The following is a 16,546-nucleotide window of genomic DNA, read 5'->3' on the forward strand; positions in this document are numbered from 1 at the left end:
GCAATAACGCCACTGACGGCGCCGGACTGCCCCGGATCGCCGTCCTTCCACTATCAGGATGATCATGCGCCCTCTCACCAGACGCCAGCTACTCGCTGCCACCGCCGGCGCCACCGCTGGCCTGGCGCTGGGGGCCGATGAAAGGATTCCCACGGAGCCTGGCTCGCAGCCATCTCTGAGCAATCGCAAAGCCGATACCAATCAGGCGTTGGTTCCCACACAGGATTTACAGCAAGACCTTGCCAACTCCATGGACCCCAAGATGGGGCCGAACATGGTGGGTTTTCTGCAATCGGGAACGGGCGCTGAATCACGCACCGTTGGCGATAAGCTGCGGGAAAGTCACAGCCTGCTGGACTTCATGACGAAAGCCGAGCGAGGCGATGTGACCTCCGGTGCCTCGCTCCTCGACCACACGACAGCGATCAATCGAGCCCTGTCCTCGGGTTATGAAATCGAATTGCCTGACGGGGTGCTCAATGCCCAGTACATCGAACTGGTCGACGGCACGCGCGCCATAGGCAAAGGGCACATTGCGGGACGCCAGGATACACGTCAGTGGAGCGGCACCGTGATCCGCGCCCTGGCGTCTGCGCACACACAATTCGTGCGCATGCAGGAGGGGAAAATCAGGGGCGTATTGCTGGAGGGTTTTACCCTCGCCGGCGACTACGTACATAACCCTTTGCAAGATGGCATCAGCCTGGAGGGCAAGGTGAGCGGGCCGGACGGTGGCTTGTGGGATTTCGAGCTGCGGCGACTATTCGTCAAAGGATTTGCCGGTGACGGTTTACGGCTCGTGGGGGGGTATAAAAATACTCAGGCGCCCATTCAATTTGGTCTTGTGGACCACGTACTGATCGAGCGGCCGCTGGCGAAATCGCGAGGGTTGGTGCTGATGGGACAATGCGAACATATCGAATTCGACGAGTGTCGATTTGACGGTGTGTACGGGCTGGGTTCCGTGGGTGTCGGCTCCTACATCGGCAGGTTCAATCCCGCCTACGACATACGGCCCAACAACATTACCTTCACCAACCCCAGTTTTCAGCGCGCCAGCGTCGGCATCGATATCGACCGTTGCGAAAATATCGTGATGATTGCGCCATGGTTTGAAACGGTCATTACCGCCGTCCGGCAAAATAACTCGTCGTCCGGGCTGGAGTTGATCGCACCGCGTTTCGCCAACGTCGTCACTGGCCTGGATTGCGGCAAAAACTGCATGGCGTCGATTCGCTCCCCTATCGTGGCAGGCAGCATGTCGAACCTGGTGGTCGGCAAGAATCATGGCGGCGTCAGGCTCGACTCACCGTCCAAGGCCGGCGTCGGGACGACGGGGGTGCATTCTACTGTGTCGTTCAACGCTGGACGCGGGTTGGAGGTAAAAGCTCATGCCTTCGTCAACGTCGAGTTTGGCCCGGGGCTGACAATCGACACCATCAACGGCTACCACATGCCGGGCGAAACCCTGACCCTGCTGGTGAGCTCCAATCCGGTGAGATTCATCTCTGGGGGCAACCTCGCGCTCGGGAACCAGGGCCCTTTTAAAGTGTTGGCGCCAGGCTCCGCGATCACCTTCATTCGAACCGACGCACCAGGCGTCGCCGCCTGGCAATGCATAGGGCTGGTATGAGTTAGCAAACCCGACCCGCCCTCTCCTCAGCGCATCCAGCGCCAGGCAATCAGCAATCCCGTCAGCACGCCCAGACTGTTTGCCAGCATGTCGTAAGGCGAAGCTGTGCGCAGCGGCATCAAGCCCTGCGCACCCTCGATGAGCACGCCCGTGAGCAAACACCCCAGGGCTATCCACAGCAACTTCACTTCCGGGAACGCCAGGCGACAGCTACACGCAAAGACCAGGAAACCCACCCAGTGATGGAGCTTATCTTCCTGGACAAACAGCTCCGGGATTGGCTGCGGGCGCAACCCGGCAGTCAACAGGATCAAGCTCACCACGGCAAAGGCCAGCCCCCGACACCAGAATGGCAATTCGACCAAACGCTTGAGCCGCACAATCATTCAGTGATTTTCTCGAAGTTGTTGTAGAACAGGTCGCTGTCACGCCCGTCAGTCATGGTCTGTAAAGAGTAGGCGCGGTTCAGGCGTGCGCCACCATCGCGGGTCAATGGTGCCCAGACTACATTGGCCCGGCGCATCGTCGAGGTACTCATCAATTCGTCAAACGGAATGGAAATGTAGATCCCCTTATCGAAGCTGCCCTCGCCATAGTCTTCTTTCGAGGCGGTGGTCAGCGTAACCCAGCCACCGAACTTCACGCCGTTGTTGAACTCGCGCGACAAATCCACGGTAGTGCCCCAGTCACGAGCCAGATAACGCCCGACACTGACTGCCGCATGCACATCACCGGGCAGCTCGGTGTAGCCGGTCACATGCCCCGTGACAGTCTGGTAATCACGCAGTCCAAAGCCCTGATTGAAGTCGCGCTGGCGGACGAAGTTCAAGTCGGCACCCACCGACCAACGTTGCCCCATGGGCCGATACAGGACTTCACTGCCGACCCCGGCAAACATGGATTCCAGGTAGCCGCCGTAAACCATGCCATACAGGTTCTGATCCAGCTGCACAGCGTGGTTGAGCTGGAACGTCGGCATCGTTACATCAGAGGTGGTCAGGTATTTGCGCAGATCGGTACGCACACGGGGCAACCCGCTCGGCGCATCGTAGGTGAACTTGTCGTAGTTGTTTAGCAGGTTGGCGCTCAGCATGCCGCTCAACCAGATATTTCGGGTCAAACGGTACTGCGCATCGGCGTCGGCGGTGAACTGATAGAGCAGTCCGTCGGGGCCGCCGATGTTCTGTTTGTAGCCGAGGCCAAAGCCGTAGTTGAACGGGTCCAGGGCCTGGGAATAGAGGGTGTTTTCCTGGTGCGCCAGTGCCGGATTGACCTCAGTCGAGCGGTGCAGATCCTTCAGTGGTTGATCATTGTTCACCACCGCGCGGAACGTTTCCCGAGGCACGCTGGTTTCCTCTATCGACATGTCATAACGCTGGTCAATCAGGGTGAACCAGTCGATGTCCTGATTAACGCTGTTATCGAGAATCCGGCTGGCCCGCCCCACGCCCTTGGCCGGGTTGAAGTAGCGGGACTGTTCGCCATACACCAACAACTCCGAACCGCGCTGGGCAATACGCTTGACCTTGTAACCGGCATTTTGCTGCAGTCGGCTGGAGACATTCGCCCAGTTGACCTGATCGAGCGGGGTCGACGGCGCCTGTGCCGGCAGTGGCTCGGCAGGCGGGTCGTAGGTTTTGGCCGGAGCCTTGCGGCTGACAAAATTGGTGTGCAAGGTGATGCCGAACATCGCGGTATTGCCGCGCTCCCAGGCCGCACTCAAATCGATACTGTCGGCCAACTTGTAGACCACACCGATATTGATCGGCAAGTCTTGCTTGATCGGGTTGTCCAGTGGCTCATTCTTGTAGTCGTTACCCTCGTATTCGAGTTTCAGGCTCAGCGGTTTCCAGGGCGTTTGATAGGCAACACCGCCAAACAACGAAGGATGCCCCCTGAAGTAAGCGTTGGAGTTCACCCCCCCGGCCCTGGCGACGGCCGCATCGCTCTGGGGCCGATCATTGAACTTGCTGTCGAGTACCGCCAGCGGGTTGCTGAAATCCCCCCGGTTACCCAAATAGCCCCAGGCAATACCGAGGCTGAAATCAAGGTCGGCATAACGCTTGTTGGCGACGAAATATTCGCTCGAAAACAATCCGGTGCCGCCGATGTCCCGAGCCCCCAACGCGATTTGCGGCGCCCAGTGACTTTCTTCCCAAAGCCGAGCCTTCACGTCAATGGCCTTGTCTTTGAAAGACTGATCGCCGCTCAACGCCTCGGTGCCGTACTTGCGGTTGGTGATCGCGGTGTAACGGAACGAGCCTTCCAGCCAATCGAACGGTTGCAGGGATAAGCTGTAACGCGAATAGGGATCGGTACGACTGGCAGTGACGCTCAACTCGCCCGCCGGGGCCATCCGCGCTGTAGGGGTCTGCAATAAACCGACACCACCAAAATCACTCTGGGTGTAACGCGGTTCGCCATGAACCAATCCACAGGGAAGGAGCAAAACAGCAGCAAAACGTATCTTCAAGGGGCCACCTCAGCCAGCGGTTGCGTGGCGAGAAACTCGGCCAATTGTTGATTGAGCTCAGGAGTCGGCGATTCCAGATCGTCTATCCTGATTGGCACCAGGATCCTGCTGCCGGGAGCAGGCACGATGCCTTCCTCACGATTCCATGCCGCCACGCCGACGCGCCGCACCTGGCCATCGGGCTGGATCAGCCACAGATAATCGCTTTCAGCGTCGCTGAGGACGGCACAATGTTCGGCATAGGCACGGGCCTCTTGCATGGCGTCAAAAGGCACATGACAAGGTTGCGCGACGGCCCCCCAGACTTCCACGGTGGAGGGTCGGGCTGGATAAATCAGACGGTCGCCATCGTCGAGTAGCGCATTGAGCGCGAACCCGGTTTCCAGGGCGATCGGATCGAGCGCCGCGATCTGGCGGCCGGTGACCGGCATCCGCTCAATCTGCTCGTACAGGCGCGCGCTCAAGGCTGCTCGTGTGTCCCGTCCATCCAGCAAGGCCACCCGCTGCAGCAGTTTCAAATCGAATAACACCCCGGCCTTCAACCGAGTCTGCTTGTCTTCCAGTGAGCGGTGCAGCCACGCGGCGCCCAGCCAGTAACTTTCAGCGTTGGGTTGGGTGGCGATGATCACATCCCGCAGGCGTGTGCCGGGTTTCAGGGTGAGGTCGCCGGGGCTTCGAACATCGCCACTGACCGTAACGGCCGCTTGGCTCAAGCCCGGGCCGATCAATAGCAGGCCAAGCAATAACAGTTGTTGGCACTTCACCGAACCGCTCCCCGATCAGGGCGCAATTGCACGATCTTCAGGGAAATCTGCGGCGTCAGATGTTGCTCGCTACGCATGATAAAACCGTCCTGAGGGTCGACCCAGTAGCGGTTGGTTGCGTGGAAATCCAGGGCGGGTGCATCCACCTGCTCATCAATGCGCAGCAAGGCGTAATCCTTGTCCAAAATGCTGATGCGTTCGATGTCGTGCATGCTGAAACGGCTATTGACCGCAATGCCGACGCGGTAGCCATCGTAGATATCGATCCAGCGAGTGCTGGTATAACCGTCGGGCAAATGTTGAAGACCGCGCTTGAATGGTGATTCGCCATTGAAACGCGTGCCGTCCAGGGAAACGCCCAGTCCGACACTGCGCACCACCAGGCCGTCACGCATCATCAATACTTGCTTGCCGGAAGCGACCCAGAACTCCAGGTCGCCACGCCGACGTGCCATGGCCATCACCCCTTCGCTGGTGGTAGTGGTGACCAGAATCTGCGGATACGGCACGGCATCGACCCCGGCGCGGGTCAACTCGATCGGAGCTGGCCCGGTGGCAGACGCTTTAAGCGTCTGCCAAGAGGCCGTCATCAACGGATTGCACCCACACAGCAAGAGCGCCGTCGTCAGATAGGCGCAGGTATGCAAAGTTTTCACGGATTGATTGAGCCTTATCTGCTGTTGGCTTCACTGAGATTGTTGACAGAGCTGGCACCGGTCCCGAGGACACTGGCCGTAGGCAGAAGCTGGCTGATCAAGCGATTCCAGCGCGTTACGCCGGCCGGGCCGACATAGACGATGTCTTGCGGCTGCAGGTCGAAACGAGTAGCCAATACCATCGCAGAAGGTGATTCAGCATTGAGCTGGAACACCTTGGCCGGCTCGGTTTCCAGATTATCCGCGCCCCGAATCACGTACACCGCGTTGCCATTTGAGGTGGTCTGATTCAAGCCACCCACCGTGCCCAGGGCATCGGAAAGGTTCATCGATTTGCTCTTGAAACTCAGGGCACGTGGCTGGTTGACCTCGCCCATGACATAAATCCGCTTCAGATCGTTATAGGGCAGGTACAACTGGTCGCCCCCTTTGAGGTAGACCTTGTGCAACTGCGAGTCCCGTCGATTGAGGGTGTCCAGATCAAGCCGGTACTCGCGCCCGTCGCGCGTCAGCGTCAACCCTGCCAGGTCCGCATTCAGCGGATCCACACCGGCCGCGCCGATGGCTTCCACCAGGCTAAGCGGATTGGTGGTGATCGACTGTTGACCCGCTCTCGCCACCGCACCGGAAATCACCACGGTCTGGCTGGCGAAACGCAATACGCTGACGTCAACCTGAGGGCTTTCGATAAACTGCGACAAGCGTTCGGCGATAAAGGCCCGTAACTCTTCGATGGTTTTACCGGCGGCCTGGACATTACCGATATAGGGGTAAAACAGCGTACCGTCCGGACGAACCAGACGACCGTTGGCATCAATTTGTTGTTGCGGCCCCGAAGGTGCCGTCAATTCGGGATGATCCCAAACCGTGATAAACAATAAGTCATTGGCGCCTACGCGATAACCACCCGGCGTATAGGACAACAACTCAGAAGGCACCGACTCGCGAACTTGCGAGGCGGCATCCATGGCAATCAATTTAGGCGTGATGGGAATAAGCTCTACCCGACTACTCTCGGGAGAACCGTCACGAACCAGTTGGCTGGTATCCATATGTTGGCCAGGGGAAAACATGCAACCGTGCAAGGTAATACTTGCCAGCATCACAACAGAAAACCTACGGATCATAATGGCACTACGCTAGTCGAGGGCAAGGCTAAAAAAAGATCACCCAGAGAACTCTGAGTGATCTTGAACAACACACTTCGCAGGGAGAATCAGTTAGTACCTGTAGTTCCGGTAGTGCCCGTGGACCCAGTGGTCCCGCCATTGGAACTACCACCGGAGTTGGATGCGGCCACCGCGCCACCAATAATGGCCACGCCTGCCAGGACACCATGCCCGACAGTGACAGACCCGACCAACGGGGTGTTCAAGCTCAGAGGCTCTTCGGCCAGCGCCGCGGTACTTATCAACGCCAGCAAGCCGACAGCAAACAGTTTTTTCATATCAGACTCCTTCTCGACATCATCTCTATATAAGATTTGATACTAAGGGACTAGTAATGGAACAGCAGGTATATGGACTCAAACCCAAGGGTCGAATGCGCCAGCCCCTGCACTTTCCTCCTTTGGAGCATGTCATTTATAGGTGTCGCAAGCCATAGACCGCCCGCCTCATGCCCTTGGAGCAAAATAGCTGCACGAACGGGCTTATTGGAGGATATTGGCGACGTTTTACGACATCCACCCCCTGACAAGGCGTTTTCCGTGCAAAGTTTCAAGTGGGCGTCATTCGAACCCGGCACTGATTGTTATTATTCGTCAGGATTCTTTCTGGCCAATGGCCCTTGAAGTGTTTGCACAGCCGTAAGTTTCAGAAAAAAACAGCGACTGACAACAACATCCGCCGAATAAACATAGACCATTAGTAACAATAGCCTGAACATTCAGAGCTGTGACGGTGAGCGATATATTAAAATTCGGAGGCGGTTCAGCTCAGTTGTTGTAATACCTGATGCAACTCGCGCTTCCAGCTTCGCGGTGCCAAACCATAGTCGAGTTCCAGGGCTTGGCAATCGAGCACCGACCAGGCGGGTCGCTTGGCCGGAGTCGGAAAACCTGCGGTGGTAATCGCCTTCAAACTTGGGCTCTTTTCAAGCAAACCCAGCGCCTGGGCCTGGCTGAAAATCTCATCTGCAAAGTCGTACCAAGTACAGGCGGGTTCGCCGCTGTAGTGATACAAGCCCCACTTGAGCGCACCATCACGTTGAAAAATCGCCGCCAGCGCCCACAGGGTATCGGCAATACTGCCAGCGGAAGTCGGACAGCCACGCTGATCCGCTACCACGGCGAGTTCATCGCGGTCGCGACCAAGGCGAAGCATGGTTTTGACGAAGTTGTTGCCTTGGACGCCGAACACCCAACTGGTTCGCAGAATCAAATGGCGTGAACAGTGTTGCTGCAGTTGCTGCTCACCAGCCAGCTTGCTCAACCCATACACGCCTGTAGGCGCAGTGACATCGTCGGGTTTGTAGGCGCAATCGCTGTCGCCACTGAACACGTAATCGGTGGAAATATGCAGCAGCGCGATACCCCGCTCCTCGGCTGCAAGCGCCAGGTGCGTAACACCGTCGCGGTTCACCGCATAAGCTCGCTCGATCTCGTTTTCAGCCTTGTCCACTGCGGTATAGGCCGCCGCATTGATCACTAACTGCGGCTTGGTCCGGACCAAAACATCCTGGACCTGAGCCGGGTCGCTGATATCCAGTTCGCCCGAACCATAGCCAATCACGCTGAACCCGGACGGCACTCTCTGCAGCAACTCGCGCCCGACCTGCCCTTGTGCTCCGGTCACTAGAACCCGCATGGTCATTCCCCTTTCAACAGCGCGCGCAGGCGCGGATGCTGCCGGTCTTTTTCCGAGAGTTGTGGTGAACTCAGAGGCCAGGCTATGTCCAGATCCGGATCATTCCAGAGCAAGCCACCCTCGTCCTCCGGGTAATACAGATCGGTGCACTTGTATTGAAAATCGGCGGTATCAGTCAGCACGCAGAAACCGTGGGCGTAACCCGGCGGCACCCACAGCTGGAGATGGTCCTCGGCGGTCAATTCGATCCCTACGTGTTCACCGCACGTTGCAGACGCCGGATCGATGTCTACGACGACGTCGTAAACCGCGCCGCGAGTGACCCGGACCAACTTGCCCTGAGGCCGGGTGCGCTGGAAATGCAGACCGCGCAATACGCCACGTTGGGAGCGCGAGTGATTGTCCTGCACGAACGGCAACTCGATACCGGCGTCGCGATAACGCTGGTGGTGATAGCTCTCAAGAAAGAACCCGCGGTCATCGCCGTACACCTTAGGCTCGATTATCAGTACGCCTGGCAACCTGGTTTTGATCACATTCATTTCGCAGGCTCCGTCGATAGCACCTGTGCCAGATACTGGCCGTAACCGGTTTTGTGTAAAGCGGTGGCTTGTCTATCCAGTTGTTCAGCCGACAACCAACCCTGGCGGTAAGCAACCTCCTCAAGGCAGGCCACTTTCATTCCCTGGCGCGCTTCGATGGTCTGGACGAAATGCCCGGCCTCCATCAACGAATCATGGGTCCCGGTGTCCAGCCAGGCGAAACCGCGCCCCAGCACGCTGACGTGCAGATCCCCGCGCTGCAGATACGCATTGTTCACATCAGTGATTTCAAGTTCGCCGCGAATCGACGGTTTGACTTGCCTGGCAATGCTCACCACATCGTTGTCATAGAAGTACAAGCCGGTGACCGCGTAATTGGACTTCGGACGCTCAGGCTTCTCTTGGATTGAAACCGCCTTGCCGTCACTGTCGAACTCGACAACGCCAAAACGCTGCGGATCGCTGACGTGATAACCAAAAACGGTAGCGCCAGTCTTTCGTTGCGAGGCTTCGTGCAGTAAGGCGCTGAAGCCATAACCGTAGAAGATGTTATCGCCCAGAATCAGTGCGACATTACTGTCGCCGATAAAACTCTCGCCAATAATAAAGGCTTGTGCCAAACCATCTGGGGAGGACTGCTCGGCATAGCTGAGCTCGATACCAAAAGAAGAACCATCACCCAACAAATTGCGGAAATTGGGCAAGTCTTGCGGGGTGGAGATAATCAAGACCTCGCGAATACCCGCGAGCATCAAAACCGACAATGGGTAGTAGATCATCGGCTTGTCGTATATCGGTAGCAGTTGCTTGGACACGCCGCGTGTAATGGGGTGCAAGCGAGTGCCGGAGCCGCCCGCGAGAATAATACCTTTCATCTAGGATTCCCTTCTATGAATGTCGAGAACTGGGGAGACAGTGTTTCTGGCCCAAGCGCTCTGGCCGATACTGGCCGTTGAGTACGCGTTGCCACCATTCTTTATTGTGCAAATACCACTGAACGGTTTTTCGAATGCCGCTTCCAAAGGTTTCCTCTGGCTGCCAACCGATATCGCGGGCAATTTTGCTGGTATCAATGGCATAACGAAGATCATGACCTGGCCGATCTTCAACAAAGGTAATCAGGTCACGATAACGCTCGACGCCAGCAGGTTTGTCGGGAGCCAATTCTTCGAGCAGATCGCAAAGGGTTTCCACCACCTCAATATTGGTTTTCTCGTTGTGGCCACCAATATTGTAGGTTTCGCCGATCTTGCCCCGACATAGAACCTCGCACAGCGCGCGCGCATGATCTTCCACAAACAACCAGTCACGAACCTGCAAACCATCGCCATAGACCGGCAAAGGCCGGCCCTGAATGGCATTCAAAATCACGTGGGGAATCAACTTCTCGGGGAAGTGATAAGGACCATAGTTATTCGAGCAATGGGTCACCAGCACTGGCAGGCCGTAAGTACGTTGCCAGGCCCGAACCAGATGGTCTGAACTGGCCTTGGACGCCGAATAGGGGGAACTGGGCGCATAGGGCGTGGTTTCAGTGAACAGACTGTCAGTGCCTTCCAGGTCGCCATAGACTTCGTCCGTCGAGACATGGTGGAAGCGAAACGACTGCTTGATCTCCGGCAGCAATCCGCTCCAGTAACGCCGGACCGCTTCAAGCAAAACATAGGTCCCGACGATGTTGGTCTGGATAAAGTCCGCGGGACTATCGATGGAACGATCAACGTGCGACTCTGCGGCCAAGTGCATTACCGCATCCGGCTGAAACTCCGTGAATACACGATCCAGCGACTGAGCGTCGCAAATATCGACGCTAAAGAAATGATATCGCGGCGACTCGGCGATGCTGGCCAAGGACTCCAGATTACCGGCGTAGGTCAACTTGTCGAGGTTGGCAACTTCATATCGAGTATTTTGGATCAGATGACGAACGACCGCAGAACCAATAAAACCGGCTCCGCCAGTCAGCAGGATACGGATAGTCATAACGGCCTCTCTATCGATTGTTCGGATACCAGTCAGTCAATAGTTTTTCGTACTGGAGCAAGATTTGATTCCACGTAAAGCGCTGACGAAAGCGTGCAGCACTGGCGGCTTTCATTTGCTCCAGCGCTGAATCGTCGGTAAGCAGTTGGTCAAATAACGCGGCACAAGCCGCTTCATCCTTAAAGTAAGCAGCAGCGCTTTCCGTCACCCAGCGATTGAATGGGTTGTCATGGGCGATGACCGCACAACCCGCACCGAGCGCTTCCACTAACGATGGATTGGTCCCGCCGACACGATGTCCGTGCAGGTAAAACCGAGAGTAGTAACGCAGTGCCTGGACCACCGCGGTCTCATAGATAGCACCCGGAAAGATGACTTCTGCGCTGCCCGCTGCCATGACCTGTTTATGGTATGGAGTATTGTTCGGTTGAAAGTTGCCCAGTACAACGAGCTTGTGATTGCGAGGCCTGGAGCTGAACGCGCGAACCATCTCCAGAAACGAATTCTCAGGCTCCGGCCGCGCAATGATGACCGAAAACTTGCCGGGCTCTATGGCGTAACGTGCCAGTAACGTCGCGTCTGCACCGCTGACCTCATCGCCACCATAGGGAATCATGGTGATCCTGGATTCAGAAACCCGCGTCGCCAAGTGCTCTTTTATCTTGGGATGATCCGCGACCAGATGATTGCCCATCCAGCAGCCCGCTCGCTCATTGAGCCAGAACCAGGTCTTGGCGATGACTCCCCACTTGTCGCGCCGCCACTCGATACCATCCATATTAATAATGTTGGTTTGCCCTTTAAGCCTTTGCAGCAAGCTGAAGACAGCCGTGTTGTAACCAAGGGTCAGAAACAACCCCTGTTGCGATGTCGCATGCCGCGTAGCCTTCCAGTCAAAAACAACCGTGCCTGACGCGCCCCCCTGGGTAACCGGAATATGAATCCTGTTGATATCATTCCAGGTACTGTGGGTGATTCCCCCGCTCCCCTCTTCCTGACAGTAGACAAAGACTTGCCAGCCTTGCGCTGTCAGATAAAGAGATAACTTTTCTGCAAAGGTTTCGAAACCACCATGCTGGGCGGGTACGCCTCTTATGCCCAGAATATAAAGTTTTTTAGACGTCATGCTGCATCTCGTTAAATAATTTCAAGAATTTATCTTCAAAAGCTTGCAGGCTAAAATCCCGAGTGCGGGACAAGGCATTATCAGATAACAACTTATATTTCTTCGGGTCCGACGAGATTCTGCAAATCGTGCGGTAGAGTTCTTCTATGTCATATGAAGAAATCAGATAACCTTCGACATCGCTGCGGACCAACTCGGCAGGCCCACCCACCGGGGGAACGATAACGGGCAAGCCATGTGACATCCCCTCAAGAATGGTCAAACCAAATGTTTCTATCCAGCCATCCGGCCGGGAGAGGTTCAGCAGCAAATCGGATCTTGAATAAAAGTCCGACATATCGATCTGACGCGGGTAAATCGCCAGATTGCCCGGAACATCGACACCCGAAAAGTAACTATCGATTTCAGTTCGGCTGGCATTGAGCACCAGGGTGAAGTTCAGGTTTTTGTCATTCTGGCTGCGGCGGGCAAGCGCCAGAAACTCATGGACTCCCTTGTAAGCCTTCAAGGAGCAGATCATTAAACAAGTAAAGCCCGCCTCTTCCTTGATCGGAAAGGGCGTTGCATCCAGCGCATCCAAAGCATTATGAATAACTATCTGGGGGAGCCTGGCAAAGCGTTCCGCCTGCATCAAGTAATGCGAAACAAAGACAACCTTTGTGCTGGTTTTTTCAATGATGAATCTGAGAAACTTCTTCAAGATATTGGGTTTTATCGATGTCTCATGCACATGATAGTAAACCGGTATGCCTCGTAACTTCCCCGCCAGAGCCGCGCCAAAAGGCATCATGGTATTAACATAAAACACCACATCCTGCTTCTTGTACTTCAAGCACTGAATAAATAATAACGCCTGAGAAATCACGTAATAACCCAGGGTCAGCAGCTTGTTCTCCGATCGTTTATAAAAAAGCTTGCTCTGGATATCCGCCACCCCTGACAAGAAACCGTCGCCATGAGCACTGGTAATCACTTCGGTGGCTATATTGTTATCAGCCGCGGCCTTGATCACTTGCGACAAAACCTTGGGGCTTCCACTTCTGTCGTTGAACAGATGAATGAAAACCATCTTCTTTACAGGCATGCTTATGCTCTTTTGATGAGGGAGCGACTAAGTGTTGAGAATCGCTCGGTAAGGGCCATACACACCCAAAAAATAGCGATCGAATGCGCGGGAATGGTTTGACTTGAGAAACCCATGGCCAGAAAAAATGCAACCAGGGCCGCCCCCACTCTGACGTGATAGCGATCGACATCCGGATCAACCGCTATTCTTCTGACCGCGGTCCAACTGCGCTTGATCACCAAAATGATAAACGTGAAAAAGACGATGAAGCCAACAGCGCCAGTGTCATTAAGTATTGCCAAGGGCAGGTTGGATATCCATGCACTGCGATGATTCTCCGAGCCGACCAACTCCGGTGCAAAAGAATATATTTCGCTAAAGCTGTAGATACCATTTCCGAACATGGGGTTTTCCAGAATGGAATTCGCCGCCAACGCCCACATGATGAACCGCGTCTTGACCGAGTGGGTTCTGCCGATCAGCTCATAATCACCAAAAGAAGAAACGATCAAGTAAGACAAGGACATCATGACGACGACTAACAGGACAGCGCCCAGCAAATACTTCACCAAGTCCCTGTTTTTGTATTTCCTTGGGTAACTCAGCCCGTGGTAAAGCCAGACGGAAATAATGTAGGAAACCCACGGTGCTCTTGAGAACGAAAACAGTAGCGAGGTGTGCAAACCGATAACGAGGACCCACCACCACAATTTTCGGTGGTAAGCCAGCGCCAGCACCGTCAGCGTAATCAGCGATATAAATACCCCGAACAGATTGGCCTCATAAATCCCGCCGCGGATGCGAGTCCCCCCACTGCCTTCCTGCAACCAGTGAACGGCCAAATCCGGAAGTTGAAATTTCAAGATTGAAAGAATATAAATCAACGACAAAAACGGGCCACAAAACCATGCCAGAAGCAGATAGGTCCTGGATTTAAAAATCGTAAAGGGATTAGCCTTTAACCAGATAACCACATAATAAAACGAGGCCGCGAACAGTAAACCTGCATACATTTTCAGCGACCAGGCCGCAACCGGGCCCGAAGCAGACGCGTAAAAAGCCAGTACAATCCAGATGCTCAGGACAACCCCTGTTTTTGGCAGGCGCAGGGGGATGTTCGAGCTAACCAACAGCAATACGACCATCAAAAATATTGGCGCAGCCAGCAATCGTTCCAACGTCAGGTTATTGCCGCCCAACGACCATTCAATATTGTTAAAAACCACTGTTATGCCGATGATGACAGCCAGCACGTAACGTGGGCTGACACTCGGGAATTTCAAGCTGGCGGAACGCTGATTCATCATGAAGTCTTAACGGGCTTTTTAACTGTATTGATTGAAAATGCGCCATCGAGGTAATCCCAAGTTACCAACCTCAACGCATCCAGCTTTTTATGGCTGGAGGTAAAGTCTATGGGCTTCCCCACTACCGAGCCGACTTCACTCAGGTGACTGACCAAGCGATCGGCCAAATCAACTTTATCCAGAAGGCCCTTGATTCTATTCAACCCGCTCTCGGGCAGCACCGTGACAAAGGGAATGGCGAAGTTCAACGCAAATGCAGTGCCGTGGAACGAATTGGTGATGACGAAAGAGGCGTTGGCGAATAACGAAACATAATCAACAGGGCTGGCATCCATGATATGCCTGTCGCTCTTGTATCCCAGGAAAGGGTCCTGATCGATGGCCACTACTCGCAGCCCCAACAGGGTCTTTATCCGATTGATTGTTTCCCTGACCAAGGCGTCTTTCTTCAGCGTGTACACGAGAATGTATTGATCAGCAGGTACCGGCGCTTTTTCGGTAAGCAGCAAACCCTGCATCCACTGGCGCTTGTCGAGCATCAAAGTAGGGTCGAGGGTGTGAGCGACCTTTTGGTTGCCTAGCATGCTGCGCAACTTGCGCGCCGTGTCTTCTTCGCGCACGGAAATACTGTCAAAAGTAGACAGCGCCTTCCTGACCTTGGCCGTCTCCTCGTCGGAATAGCTATAGGAGCCTGCACTTGAGGAAAACGAAATCTTCCTTTTCGCTCGGGAGAACGCCAGCATGTAGTTCAGGTCCAGTTGCCCCGTAATATTCGGGTTCCATATCTGATCGCTACCACACACCACGCAATCGAAATCACTGGATATCGATTGAAGGCTTTGTAAGTCGGGACATGCCGGGGTCAGCTTATAGTTGACCCGCATAAACTCTTTAAACTTGGCGATCAGTCTCTTTCTGGGCAGGAGTCGAAAGAAATCCTTGCCCGCTCTAAAAATGCTGCGAGGATTACGGTCAATCCGAATCAAATTCAAGGTCTGTTCCAACTCCTTGCTTTTGTAATCAATAATTTTTACATCACCGTATTTTGACAGAACTGCCTGACTCGCGAGCGCTTGTAAAGTTCCGCCATAACTGTTGGCGTGATGAATCGTAATCAATGCAATTTTCAAGGTGCTGAATCCTTTGTAACCCGGAATGAGTACGTATTAACTTGAGAGTTTTGTATAAACTTCATCAACAGGGCGCCGCGGAGAAGCACATACGGTATTCTGCGCATTCGGATAACCTATCGCCAACATCATCATCACTGTATGTTGCGGGCTTATCTTGATCACCTTGCGAAACTTAATATCCGCGCTGCCCGACTGACTCCAATTCAAACAGCACGAGGCTATGCCTATTGAGTGCAACGCCAGAATCAGCGACATCGAGAACATCCCGCCGTCGATCCAGTGCTGGTAGCGCTCTCGCGGAGAAACAAAGGCACGCAAGTCGGTGGTGATAATCAGCAAGTCTTTTATTTTATGCCCGAAGCCGCGGTTACCATCCTGGAACGCCAGAGCCTGTTGTGCCAATTCACCTTCCACATGATAAACATGCCACGATTGCCGGTTACAGGCAGAAGGTGATTTCATGGCCATTTCCATCGCCCTTCTCAACTCTTGCGCACTGATCTCTGCATCAGAGAATTCACGAAGCGAATAGCGAGACATGAAGAAACTCTCCGGAACCAGCAGTCGTCCCTGATTGAATTCCGACTTGGAATGGTTGATTGCACCACTGTTGTAGAAAAAAGGAACGGCGTTGTTGCTAAGACTCTCAACTTTTACCAGACGCTTTATAAGTTCAGCGGTTTTTTCCGGCTGGTGGGCCTTTTCGGCTTCAGCAAACTTCTTTAATACGGTGATTGCTACCAGATCGTGGTAGCCCGCACCATTGAGCATGAATGAACGTTCCAATGCATGAATAAGCGTATTGGCACCCGCCCAACCGGAACCTGGTTTGCGATTGGTAAAGCTCAGACTCTTTTCAAGTGTGTGATACACCTTGACCATGTAATAGTTTCTGGCCTCCACCGAACTGAGTGAAGATCGCCATCCCGAGTACCTTACATATCGGCTCAGGTCATACAAAAAGCCGAACCCTGCCAATACTGTCCGGGCATAAATTTTTACGTTATCCATCATGTAAATTGATCTCCAGATAGTCGATAGTCATGGTTAGTTTAA

At 54.4% G+C, this 16,546-nt stretch carries 16 protein-coding genes; 1 reads left to right on the top strand and 15 read right to left on the bottom strand.

All coding sequences use genetic code 11. From position 1 onward, the window contains the following. The first annotated feature begins 64 nt into the window (after window positions 1-64). Entirely contained in the window at window positions 65-1,633 is a 1,569-nt protein-coding gene (locus AC1MEW_RS22000) for a hypothetical protein (RefSeq protein WP_242486405.1), read from the top strand. A 26-nt stretch (window positions 1,634-1,659) separates the two neighbouring features. Here AC1MEW_RS22000 and AC1MEW_RS22005 read toward each other — a convergent pair whose 3' ends face one another. The 15 genes from AC1MEW_RS22005 to AC1MEW_RS22075 form a co-directional block, all read right to left on the bottom strand. Next, the gene (locus AC1MEW_RS22005) at window positions 1,660-2,019 is read right to left on the bottom strand and encodes a VanZ family protein (RefSeq protein WP_480423681.1); all 360 of its coding nucleotides are present in this window, start codon (window positions 2,017-2,019) and stop codon (window positions 1,660-1,662) included. After that, window positions 2,016-4,106, bottom strand: a complete 2,091-nt coding sequence (locus AC1MEW_RS22010; RefSeq protein ID WP_323570246.1) for a YjbH domain-containing protein — start codon at window positions 4,104-4,106, stop codon at window positions 2,016-2,018. The genes AC1MEW_RS22005 and AC1MEW_RS22010 overlap by 4 nt, the downstream gene beginning before the upstream one ends. Beyond that, a complete protein-coding gene (locus AC1MEW_RS22015) occupies window positions 4,103-4,870 on the bottom strand; it encodes a capsule biosynthesis GfcC family protein (RefSeq protein ID WP_322268383.1) in 768 nt (255 codons plus the stop codon). The genes AC1MEW_RS22010 and AC1MEW_RS22015 overlap by 4 nt, the downstream gene beginning before the upstream one ends. Beyond that, window positions 4,867-5,526 carry a YjbF family lipoprotein gene (locus AC1MEW_RS22020; RefSeq protein WP_322268382.1) on the bottom strand — a complete coding sequence of 220 codons (660 nt, stop codon included), beginning with the start codon at window positions 5,524-5,526 and terminating at the stop codon, window positions 4,867-4,869. Before AC1MEW_RS22020 ends, AC1MEW_RS22015 begins: the two co-directional genes overlap by 4 nt. A gap of 14 nt (window positions 5,527-5,540) precedes the next feature. Beyond that, the gene (locus tag AC1MEW_RS22025; protein WP_322268381.1) at window positions 5,541-6,653 is read right to left on the bottom strand and encodes a polysaccharide biosynthesis/export family protein; all 1,113 of its coding nucleotides are present in this window, start codon (window positions 6,651-6,653) and stop codon (window positions 5,541-5,543) included. Window positions 6,654-6,742: 89 nt separating this feature from the next. Further along, complete coding sequence (locus tag AC1MEW_RS22030; RefSeq protein WP_201256956.1) at window positions 6,743-6,973, bottom strand: hypothetical protein; 231 nt, start codon at window positions 6,971-6,973, stop codon at window positions 6,743-6,745. 484 nt (window positions 6,974-7,457) lie between these two features. Then, window positions 7,458-8,333 (bottom strand): dTDP-4-dehydrorhamnose reductase, encoded by an 876-nt coding sequence (gene rfbD / locus AC1MEW_RS22035; RefSeq protein ID WP_201256955.1) that lies wholly within the window; start codon window positions 8,331-8,333, stop codon window positions 7,458-7,460. A 2-nt stretch (window positions 8,334-8,335) separates the two neighbouring features. Then, a complete protein-coding gene (gene rfbC, locus AC1MEW_RS22040) occupies window positions 8,336-8,875 on the bottom strand; it encodes a dTDP-4-dehydrorhamnose 3,5-epimerase (protein ID WP_201256954.1) in 540 nt (179 codons plus the stop codon). Next, complete coding sequence (rfbA, locus tag AC1MEW_RS22045; protein ID WP_201256953.1) at window positions 8,872-9,750, bottom strand: glucose-1-phosphate thymidylyltransferase RfbA; 879 nt, start codon at window positions 9,748-9,750, stop codon at window positions 8,872-8,874. The genes rfbC and rfbA overlap by 4 nt, the downstream gene beginning before the upstream one ends. Before the next feature lie 13 nt (window positions 9,751-9,763). Further along, a complete protein-coding gene (gene rfbB / locus AC1MEW_RS22050) occupies window positions 9,764-10,858 on the bottom strand; it encodes a dTDP-glucose 4,6-dehydratase (protein ID WP_201256952.1) in 1,095 nt (364 codons plus the stop codon). A gap of 10 nt (window positions 10,859-10,868) precedes the next feature. Next, window positions 10,869-11,984 carry a DUF1972 domain-containing protein gene (locus tag AC1MEW_RS22055; protein ID WP_201256951.1) on the bottom strand — a complete coding sequence of 372 codons (1,116 nt, stop codon included), beginning with the start codon at window positions 11,982-11,984 and terminating at the stop codon, window positions 10,869-10,871. After that, window positions 11,974-13,068 carry a glycosyltransferase family 4 protein gene (locus AC1MEW_RS22060; protein WP_480423682.1) on the bottom strand — a complete coding sequence of 365 codons (1,095 nt, stop codon included), beginning with the start codon at window positions 13,066-13,068 and terminating at the stop codon, window positions 11,974-11,976. The genes AC1MEW_RS22055 and AC1MEW_RS22060 overlap by 11 nt, the downstream gene beginning before the upstream one ends. Before the next feature lie 2 nt (window positions 13,069-13,070). Next, window positions 13,071-14,354 (bottom strand): O-antigen ligase family protein, encoded by a 1,284-nt coding sequence (locus AC1MEW_RS22065; RefSeq protein ID WP_242486384.1) that lies wholly within the window; start codon window positions 14,352-14,354, stop codon window positions 13,071-13,073. Next, complete coding sequence (locus tag AC1MEW_RS22070; RefSeq protein WP_201256948.1) at window positions 14,354-15,487, bottom strand: polysaccharide pyruvyl transferase family protein; 1,134 nt, start codon at window positions 15,485-15,487, stop codon at window positions 14,354-14,356. Before AC1MEW_RS22070 ends, AC1MEW_RS22065 begins: the two co-directional genes overlap by 1 nt. 36 nt (window positions 15,488-15,523) lie before the next feature. Next, complete coding sequence (locus AC1MEW_RS22075; RefSeq protein ID WP_201256947.1) at window positions 15,524-16,504, bottom strand: nitroreductase family protein; 981 nt, start codon at window positions 16,502-16,504, stop codon at window positions 15,524-15,526. Between the last annotated feature and the right edge of the window lie 42 nt (window positions 16,505-16,546).

The organism is Pseudomonas sp. ASL4 (assembly GCF_056680395.1).